At 58.5% G+C, this 8964-nt stretch carries 7 protein-coding genes; 4 read left to right on the top strand and 3 right to left on the bottom strand.

Going from position 1 to position 8964, the window contains the following annotated elements; genetic code table 11:
* Window positions 1-75: 75 nt before the first annotated feature.
* The 4 genes from VF639_RS19380 to VF639_RS19395 all read left to right on the top strand — a co-directional run bounded on the left by VF639_RS19380 (window position 76) and on the right by VF639_RS19395 (window position 4684).
* Window positions 76-1482 carry a 3-keto-disaccharide hydrolase gene (locus VF639_RS19380; protein ID WP_414654764.1) on the top strand — a complete coding sequence of 469 codons (1407 nt, stop codon included), beginning with the start codon at window positions 76-78 and terminating at the stop codon, window positions 1480-1482.
* A 195-nt stretch (window positions 1483-1677) separates the two neighbouring features.
* Window positions 1678-3033 (top strand): Gfo/Idh/MocA family protein, encoded by a 1356-nt coding sequence (locus VF639_RS19385; RefSeq protein ID WP_331147591.1) that lies wholly within the window; start codon window positions 1678-1680, stop codon window positions 3031-3033.
* Between the two features lie 19 nt (window positions 3034-3052).
* Entirely contained in the window at window positions 3053-4117 is a 1065-nt protein-coding gene (locus VF639_RS19390) for a DUF6807 domain-containing protein (RefSeq protein WP_331147592.1), read from the top strand.
* 108 nt (window positions 4118-4225) lie between these two features.
* Window positions 4226-4684 carry a VOC family protein gene (locus VF639_RS19395; RefSeq protein WP_331147593.1) on the top strand — a complete coding sequence of 153 codons (459 nt, stop codon included), beginning with the start codon at window positions 4226-4228 and terminating at the stop codon, window positions 4682-4684.
* 55 nt (window positions 4685-4739) lie between these two features.
* On the opposite strand, the gene VF639_RS19400 is transcribed toward VF639_RS19395, so the two are convergent.
* The 3 genes from VF639_RS19400 to VF639_RS19410 form a co-directional block, all read right to left on the bottom strand.
* Window positions 4740-5468, bottom strand: coding sequence for an MIP/aquaporin family protein (locus VF639_RS19400; protein ID WP_331147594.1), 729 nt, complete (start codon window positions 5466-5468; stop codon window positions 4740-4742).
* Window positions 5468-7018, bottom strand: a complete 1551-nt coding sequence (gene glpK, locus VF639_RS19405) for a glycerol kinase GlpK (RefSeq protein WP_331147595.1) — start codon at window positions 7016-7018, stop codon at window positions 5468-5470. The genes VF639_RS19400 and glpK overlap by 1 nt, the downstream gene beginning before the upstream one ends.
* A 208-nt stretch (window positions 7019-7226) precedes the next feature.
* Window positions 7227-8837 carry a glycerol-3-phosphate dehydrogenase/oxidase gene (locus VF639_RS19410; protein ID WP_331147596.1) on the bottom strand — a complete coding sequence of 537 codons (1611 nt, stop codon included), beginning with the start codon at window positions 8835-8837 and terminating at the stop codon, window positions 7227-7229.
* Window positions 8838-8964: the final 127 nt, after the last annotated feature.

Genomic DNA, 8964 nt, shown 5'->3' on the forward strand with positions numbered 1-8964 from the left:
CCCCCCCCCCCCCCCGCTACTGTGCATGCAACCTCCTACCACCCCTGCTTTCCCTTTTCACCTTTCAAAATCAACATGTTAGAAAAAGTCACAGTTGCAACCGTCGGGGCCATATGTGCGGCTACCATGGCGTTTATCCCACCTCGGCCCGTTCCTTCCAAGGCGGCCGATGCTTGGCAAAACTTGTTTGATGGCAAAACCCTGACCGGCTGGAAACGCCTGGCCGGCACCGCCGACTACAAAGTGGAAAACGGCGCTATCGTCGGCACGACGGTTATGAACTCGGGCAACACGTTTCTGGTGACCGAGAAAGAGTACGGCGACTTTCAGCTGGAGCTCGACATCATGCTGGAAAGCAACGTCAGCAATTCGGGCGTGCAAACCCGCAGCCATTTCAACACGCCCGGCTTCGAGAACAAGGTCTACGGCCGGCAGGTGGAAATCGACCCCTCGGAGCGGAGCTGGTCGGGGGGCGTGTACGATGAGGCGCGCCGGCAGTGGCTGTACCCGCTGGACTTGAATCCCAAGGCCAAGCTCCTCTTCAAAGTGGGGCAGTACAACCACATAAAAATAGAGTGCATCGGCAACGAGATGAAAACCTGGCTGAACGGCACGCCGGTGGCCTACGTGGTGGACCCGGTGGATGCTAACGGCTTTATTGGCTTGCAGGTGCACGGCATCACCACCAAAGAGCAGGAAGGCAAGAAGGTGTATTTCAAGAACATCAAAATCAAAACCACCGACCTCCAGCCGAGTGCTTTCCCCACCGACATCTACGTGGTTAACTTCATGCCCAACCTGCTGACGCCTTACGAAAAGCAGCACGGCTGGAAGCTGCTTTTCGATGGCAAATCTTCAACGGGCTGGCGCAGTGCCAAAGGCACCGCTTTCCCCGCCAAAGGCTGGCAGGTGGCCGATGGCACCATGAGCGTGCTGCCCTCAGAAGGCAAAGAATCCACCAACGGCGGCGACATCGTCACCACCGACCAGTACAAGGCCTTCGACTTGTCGTTCGAGTTCAAGCTGACACCCGGCGCCAACAGCGGCGTGAAATACTTCGTGACCCTGGCCGAGAAAAGCGAGGGGTCAGCCATCGGCTTGGAGTACCAAGTACTCGACGACGAGCTGCACCCCGACGCCAAGCTCGGGCGCGACGGCAACCGCACCCTGGCCTCGCTCTACGACCTCAAGAAAGCCGATAAGAATCCGCGTTTCATCCACAAAATTGGCGAGTGGAACGTGGGACGCGTGGTGGTCTACCCCGACAACCGGGTGGAGCATTATTTGAACGGCGCCAAAGTATTGGAGTACACGCGCGGCTCCAAGGAGTTCAAAGACTTGGTAGCCCTCAGCAAGTACAAAATCTGGCCGAACTTCGGCGAGGCTCCCGCTGGTCACATTTTGTTGCAGGACCATGGCAACAACGTGTCGTTTCGGAGCATCAAAATCAAAGAATTGAAACAAGTAGTGAGCATGAAGTAAACGAGTTATAAGCCCGTCGTGCAGAAGCGCAGCCAAAGCATCTGGCCTGCTGATGTTGTCAAACTAACCGTCACGCTCTATCTGGCGTCCGCGCAGCCGAAGCATCTCGCCCGCTTCGTCACGGTCTTATTCTTTACTCTTCATTGCTTGCTCCTCACTGCCCATTCCTCATCGTTCACCCAACCTTCCTTTCCCATGTCTTACCAACGTCGAGAATTTATTAAGACAGCTGCCCTGGCTGGTGCCGGGGTGATGTTTTCGCAGGTTTCCTGGTCGGCTAGCAGCTACAAACGCATCATTGGCGCCAACGACCGGGTGCGCGTCGGGGTGGTGGGCTTTTCCGACCGCCACAGAAGCTCGCACATCCCGTGCTTTATGAGCCACTACAAGGAGTTGAACTTCGACGTGGTGGCCGTGTCCGACATCTGGAAGAAGCGCCGCGAAGAAGGTGCCGCCACCTGGAAAGAGAAGATGCAGCACGATGTAGTAGCCTGCCGCAACAACGAGGAGATGTACGACAAGAAACTGGTGGATGCCGTGTTCATCAGCACCGCCGATTTCCAACACGCCTTACACGCCATTGAGGCCGTGAAAGCCGGCTGCGACGCCTACGTGGAAAAGCCGTTCGCCGAAACCATGGAAGACAACCGCGCCGCGCTGAAAGCCATCAAAGCTTCCAAGCAAATCGTGCAGATAGGTTCGCAACGGCGCAGCGGGGCCAACTACCACGCGGCCGAGGAGTTCATTAAATCCGGCAAGTTCGGCCCCATCACCATGGTGGAACTGACCTGGAACGTTAATCAGCCCGGCCGCTGGCGCCGCGCCGACCTGATTCCGCAGCTCAAGGAATCCGAAACCGATTGGAAGCGCTATTTGATGAACCGGCCCAGCGAGGCGTTTGATGCGCGCAAGTACCTGGAGTTCCGGTTGTTCTGGCCGTATTCTTCGGGCTTACCGGGCCAGTGGATGTCGCACCAGATTGATACCGTTCACTGGTTCACGGGCTTACAGCATCCGCGCAGCGTGGTGGCCAACGGCGGCATTTACATGTGGAAAGACGGCCGCCGCAATTGGGACACCATTACGGCCGTGTTCGACTACGGCCCAACCAATGACATGACCAAGGGCTTCCAGGTAACTTTCCACTCCCGCATGCACAACGGCGACGAGCACCCCGCGGAAATCTATTACTCCAACGGCGGCGAGCTGAACTTGAACACCAACACGGTTTCGCCCACTGGCGGCCTCACGCAAAAGATGGCGGAAGCCATGAAAATGCAGCCCAATCTGTTGACAGCAGCCAGCTTGTCGGCGGCGGAGCCGGTTATTGCTTCGGCCAACACGGGCGGCGACAAGCTGACGTCCAACCACGTGCGCAACTGGATGGAGTGCGTGCGCAGCCGCAAGCAGCCCAACGCGCCCGTTGAGGCCGGCTACAGCCACTCCATTGCCACTATCATGACCAACGCGGCGGTGCACACGGGCCTGAAAGCCACCTTCGACGAGAAAACGCAGGAAGTAATGGTGGGCGGCAAAGCCTTTGTAGCCTAAGCACTTAACCCGACATACAATGCAATTATCCTCCCTATCTGGCGCCGGCGCTCTGCTGCTGGCGCTGGCTTGCATTTCCAGCGCGGAAGCTCAGAAAACCGAACAAGTCCGGGTGGTCAAAGACCCAAAAGCCAAGAAAGTGGATGTGTTTGTGGGCAAGCAGCTGTTCACCACCCTGCTCTACCCCGACACGCTAGAGAAGCCGGTACTATATCCGCTGCGCGCCGCCAATGGCACCGTCGTAACGCGCGGGTTTCCGGTGGCGCCCAAGCCCGGCGACCCTACCGACCACCCGCACCACCTCGGCCTGTGGTTCAACTTCGAGAACGTGAACGGCCTCGATTTCTGGAACAACTCCTACGCCATTCCGGCCGAGAAAAAAAGCGCGTACGGCTGGATCAAAACCGACCGGATAACGACCACCACCAGCGGCCCCGTTGGCGTGCTGGCCTACCATGCCAACTGGACCAACCAGAAAAACGAGGTCTTGCTGGAAGAAACCACCAAGTACGAGTTCAGCGGCACCGACCGGGAACGGACCATCGACCGGGTCACGACCCTCAAAGCCAATACGGAAGTAACGTTCACGGATGCCAAGGATGGTCTGCTCGGCTTGCGCGTGGCTCACGAGCTGCAAATCCCGAGCGACAAAGACGAGAAGTTCACCGACGACAAAGGCAACGTGACGGTAGTGAAAGCCGGCACCGACCGCGCCGCCAACGGCACCTACCTTACCAGCACCGGCAAGCGCGGCAACGACGCCTGGAGCACCCGCGCCGCCTGGTGCAAGGTCTACGGCAAAATGGGCCCGGATTCGATAAGCATCGCCATCCTCGACCACCCTAAAAACCCGAACTACCCCACCTACTGGCATGCCCGCGGCTACGGCTTGTTTGCGGCCAACCCGCTCGGTGAAAAGGTCTTTACCAACGGCGCAACCGCCAAAAACCTCCAGCTCAAGAAAGGCGAATCAGTCACGTTCCGCTACCGCGTGCTAATTGACGAAGGCAGCAAAACTCTCTCAACCAAGCAGCTAAACGACGCCGCGGCTGATTTTGCCAAGAAGAATGTAGCGGTGAAGTAGATGGCAGCGGGGCGGTATACAACAGGATGGTAAAAGAAGCGCTGTAGCCTCTTTTACCATCCTGTTTATATTGGGGCAGATTGACAATTTTCCAAGCAAAATCACCATATGAAACGCGCCCTCCTTTCCCTTTTAATGCTGAGTTTAGTGGGGCTACAATTTGCGTGTGCGCAGTCTGCGCAGTCGAAAAACGCACTAACGTTCAACCATGCGGCACTCTGCGTGCGCGACCTTGCCGCCAGCAATTCGTTTTACAAAAACGTGTTGGAGCTACAAGAAACGCCCAACCCATTCAACGATGGCCGCCACACCTGGCTTAAAATAGGCCCCGGTTTGCAGATGCACATCATTCAAGGAACCTGCGTGGTAACGCCGGAGAAAAACGTGCATCTCTGCTTCAGCGTGGCCTCCCTTCAACCCCTGACCACCCGCCTGGAAAAGCTGAACGTGCGCTACACCAACCTCAAAGGCGACGCCCAAGAGCCAACCGTTCGAGTCGATGGGGTAAAGCAAATCTACCTGCAAGACCCGGACGGCTACTGGATAGAAATCAACGATGCGAAGTAAGGGAGCTGCAAGCTTCAAGCTGATGTTCAACGAAAGCTTGCAGCTCGCAGCTCTGCTAACTCAGTAGCAGAAACAGCAGGGCCGCTAATACGCCGCCGAGGAGCGGGCCTACTACGGGAATCCAGGCGTAGGTCCATTCGCTTGGGCCTTTGTCGCGGATAGGTAATAGGGCGTGGGCTAGCCGGGGGGCCAGGTCGCGGGCGGGGTTGATGCCGTAGCCGGTGGTGCCGCCGAGGCCGAGGCCCACCACCCACACCACAAGGGCCACGGGTAGCGCGCCCACCGAACCTAAACCCACGGGCGTATGCGTAGGCGTGATTTCGGCGCCGGCAATGAAGAACACCGCCAGCACCAGCACCAGCGTACCGATGGTTTCATTGAGTAGGTTGGACGCATGGTTGCGAATGGCCGGCCCGGTGCAAAACACGGCCAGCTTCAGGCGCGGCTCGGGGGTGCGGTCGAAGTGGTCTTTGTAGAGCAGCCACACCAGCGCGGCGCCTACGAAGGCCCCGGCAAACTGCGCCGCTAGGTAAGGCAGCACCAAGTTCCAGGCAAACTTCCCGGCCACGGCCAGCCCCACCGTCACGGCCGGATTCAGGTGCGCCCCGCTCACCGGTCCGGCTATTACCACGCCCACGTACACCGATAAGGCCCACGCCGTGGTGATGACCAACCAGCCGCTATTGTGGCCTTTGGTGTCGGTCAGCACCACGTTGGCTACTACCCCATTTCCTAACAGCAGCAGCACCGCAGTCCCGACTAATTCTGCAACAAAAGGACTCATTAGGCTTCAGTGGTTTCAGGTTGGGTGGTTGCAGAAGCTGCTTGTTGGGCGGGCTGCGCGCCTCTGGCCCACACTTGCAAGGCCTGCACGGCGCGGTTCCAGTTGGCAATGCCTTCCTGAATAGGTGCTTGGTTGGCTTTGGGACTGTAGGTGGTTTCGGCGTGGTTGAGCGCTTGAATTTCCTCTACATTTTTCCAGTAGCCCACGGCCAGTCCGGCGAGGTAGGCGGCGCCTAAGGCGGTGGTTTCGGCCATGCGGGGGCGCACCACGTTGGTGTCGAGCACGTCGGCCAGAAACTGCATCAGCGTCTCGTTGACGGTGGCCCCGCCGTCTACGCGCAGTTCGGTGATGGGCAGGCCGGCGTCGGCTTGCATGGCTTTGAGCACGTCCATGGTTTGGTAGGCAATGGCCTCCACGGCGGCCCGCGCAATGTGTGCCGCTTTCGTGGCACGGCTCATGCCAAAGATGACGCCCCGCGCGTACGGGTCCCAATGGGGCGCCCCGAGGCCGGCAAAGGCCGGCACGAAACATACGCCTTCGGAGCTGCTGACTTGCCGGGCCAGTTGCTCTACCTCGGCCGAGGTTTTGATGATGCCAAGGTTGTCGCGCAGCCACTGCACCACGGCCCCGGCAATAAAAATGCTGCCTTCCAGCGCGTACTGCACCTGCCCGTCTATCTTCCAGGCCACGGTGGTGAGCAGTTTGTTTTGCGAAAGCCGGGCTTCCGCCCCAATGTTCATCAGCATAAAGCAGCCGGTGCCGTAGGTACTTTTTACCATGCCCGAACGCACGCATTGCTGCCCAAATAGCGCTGCCTGCTGGTCGCCGGCAATGCCCGCAATCGGGATTTTCGAGGCGAAAATGGTGGTCTTGGTTTCGCCGTACACCTCGCTCGACTGCCGAACCTCCGGCAGCATGTTCCGCGGAATATCAAACAGCGCCAACAGCTCATCGTCCCACGCGAGGGAGTGAATGTTGAAGAGCATGGTCCGCGAGGCGTTGGTTACATCTGTTACGTGCAGCCCACCTTGCGTGAAGTTCCAGATCAGCCAGCTATCCACGGTGCCGAAGGCCAGCTTGCCGGCTTCGGCCTGCTTGCGGGCGCCTTTCACGTTATCGAGAATCCAGCGCACCTTGCTGGCCGAAAAGTAGGCGTCGAGTAGCAGGCCGGTTTTGCTGCGGATCATTTCTTCCTGGCCGTCTTCCCGCAGTTGGTCGCAGTATTCGGCGGTGCGGCGGTCTTGCCACACAATGGCATTGTAGACGGGCTTGCCGGTTTTGCGGTTCCAGACCACCACCGTTTCACGCTGGTTGGTGATGCCAATGGCGGCTATGTTCTTGCCGTTGCGGCCGGCCTTCACCGTCGCCTCCGCCGCCACCCCCGCCTGCGTCGACCAGACTTCCAGCGGATCATGCTCCACCCAACCGGGTTTAGGAAAGATCTGCGTGAATTCCTTCTGCGCCTCCGAAACGATGTGGCCTTTCCGGTCGAAAAGGATGGCGCGGGAACTGGTCGTGCCCTGGTCGAGGGCGAGGATGAACTGCTGCATAGTGGGCGGTAGTGAATGAAGCGTGCGGGGGGACCTCACCCCCTAGCCCCCTCTCCAAAAGAGAGGAGGAACTAGCTCTAGAACTAAAAGCTAAAAATAGAAAGCTCAAAACCAAACTAGAGCTAGCACTAGAAAAGCTAGAGGCTAGTTCCCCCTCTCTTTTGGAGAGGGGGCTAGGGGGTGAGGTCCCCCGCTAGAACGACCTGACTTAACTTTCCAGCACATACTGTTGGGCTACCTGCCGGAAGGCAACTACCTGCTCCTGCTGCCAAGTGGCATCGTGGCCTAGCTCCTGCGCCAGCAGGGCGGCCACTTCCGGCGCTATTCGGCTGGCGGCGCGGGCATCGAGGAACAGGATGCGCACCCGCCGGGCCAGCACGTCTTCTACGGTGCGGGCCATTTCGTGGCGGGCGGCCCATACCACCTCAGCCTTCAGGAATTCCAGCGTGCTGTCTAGCTTTTCGCCTAGAACGGGCTGCTCGGCTATGAGTTCGAGCAGGGCGGGCTGGTCGGTACCATAGACGTAGAGGTGGCTGCTACGGTCGGGAGTGGGCTGCGCGCCGTGGATGGGCTGGTGGGCAGTTTCACTTTCAGCGGCGGGTAGCTTACCGAGCGCAATGGCCTTGTCTACTGTGTCTTGGCCCATGCGGCGGTAGGTGGTCCACTTGCCGCCGGTAATGGTAATCAGGCCCGCTTCTGACACCAAAATCTTGTGACTGCGCGAAATTTCCTGCGTTTTCTCGCCGCCGCCTTCGGTGGCAGCCAGCGGCCGGAGGCCAGCAAATACACTTAGGGCGTCGCTGCGCTTGGGGGCGCGGGTAAGATAGCGGCCGGCCGTGCGCAGGATAAACTCGATTTCTTCTTCCAGCGCCTGCGGCTCCTGGCTGTATTCCTTGAGGGGCGTGTCGGTGGTACCTACTACCAGGCGGTTGTGCCACGGCACGGCAAAGAGCACGCGGCCATCTTCGGTTTTGGGAATCATGAGGGCATCGTCGCCGGGCAGAAACGACTTGTCGAGCACGATGTGGACACCCTGACTCGGGCGTACCAGCTTCTTGCCGCCGGGCTTGTCCATTTGCAGAATATCGTCGACGAAGATACCGGTGGCATTCACCACGGCCTTGGCACGCAGCTCGTAAGCAGTGCCGGTTTCCTGGTCGGTGGCGGTTACGCCAGTTATGTTGCCTTGCGCGTCTTTCAGCAGCCCGCACACTTCAAAGTGGTTGAGCAAGGTACCGCCTTGCTCGATGGCCGTTTGGGCGAGGTTGATGGCCAGGCGGGCATCATCAAACTGCCCATCGTGGTAGAGCACACCGCCCTTCAAGCCTTCAGGTTTGATAGTAGGCAGACGCTCCATCGTTTCCTGCTTGCTGAGGTGCACCGACGCTCCTAGACTGAGTTTGCCGGCCAGCAAGTCGTACATTTTCAGCCCGATGGTGTAGAACGGGCCACCCCACCATTCGTAATTCGGGATAATGAAATCCTGGTTCTTAACCAGGTGCGGCGCGTTTTTCAACAAAAGTCCCCGCTCATACAAGGCCTCGCGCACCAGCCCCACGTCACCTTGCGCCAGATACCGCACCCCGCCATGTACTAGCTTGGTGCTGCGGCTGCTCGTGCCTTTGGCGTAATCCACCTGTTCGAGCAGCAAGGTTTTGTAGCCCCGACTAATCCCATCCAGCGCCACGCCCAAGCCCGTTGCTCCGCCCCCGATTACAAGCAAGTCCCACACCGGCTGCTTCTCCAACTGCTGTAGCAGGGTTTGACGGTGAAAGACAGTGGATGGACTAGTATTACGCATATCTTCGTTATACTTCATTTTATTTCAATAAAGATATCAAAACGAAACTAAAAGCAGTAAAGTTTAGCCTGTTTTCTGTATTATGCTTGTGTAAATCAAATGGGAAAACACAGTCCTGCAGAGGCGCAGCCGAAGCATCTCGCGG

It is taken from the genome of Hymenobacter sp. (genome assembly GCF_036387835.1).
Lineage (GTDB): Bacteria > Bacteroidota > Bacteroidia > Cytophagales > Hymenobacteraceae > Hymenobacter.

What these genes read in the sequence shown, in the direction of transcription:
- VF639_RS19380 (WP_414654764.1), top strand. Translation starts at nt 76, where the DNA reads ATGTTAGAAAAAGTCACAGTTGCAACCGTCGGGGCCATATGTGCGGCT.
- VF639_RS19385 (WP_331147591.1), top strand. Translation starts at nt 1,678, where the DNA reads ATGTCTTACCAACGTCGAGAATTTATTAAGACAGCTGCCCTGGCTGGT.
- VF639_RS19390 (WP_331147592.1), top strand. Translation starts at nt 3,053, where the DNA reads ATGCAATTATCCTCCCTATCTGGCGCCGGCGCTCTGCTGCTGGCGCTG.
- VF639_RS19395 (WP_331147593.1), top strand. Translation starts at nt 4,226, where the DNA reads ATGAAACGCGCCCTCCTTTCCCTTTTAATGCTGAGTTTAGTGGGGCTA.
- VF639_RS19400 (WP_331147594.1), bottom strand. Translation starts at nt 5,468, where the DNA reads ATGAGTCCTTTTGTTGCAGAATTAGTCGGGACTGCGGTGCTGCTGCTG.
- glpK (WP_331147595.1), bottom strand. Translation starts at nt 7,018, where the DNA reads ATGCAGCAGTTCATCCTCGCCCTCGACCAGGGCACGACCAGTTCCCGC.
- VF639_RS19410 (WP_331147596.1), bottom strand. Translation starts at nt 8,837, where the DNA reads ATGAAGTATAACGAAGATATGCGTAATACTAGTCCATCCACTGTCTTT.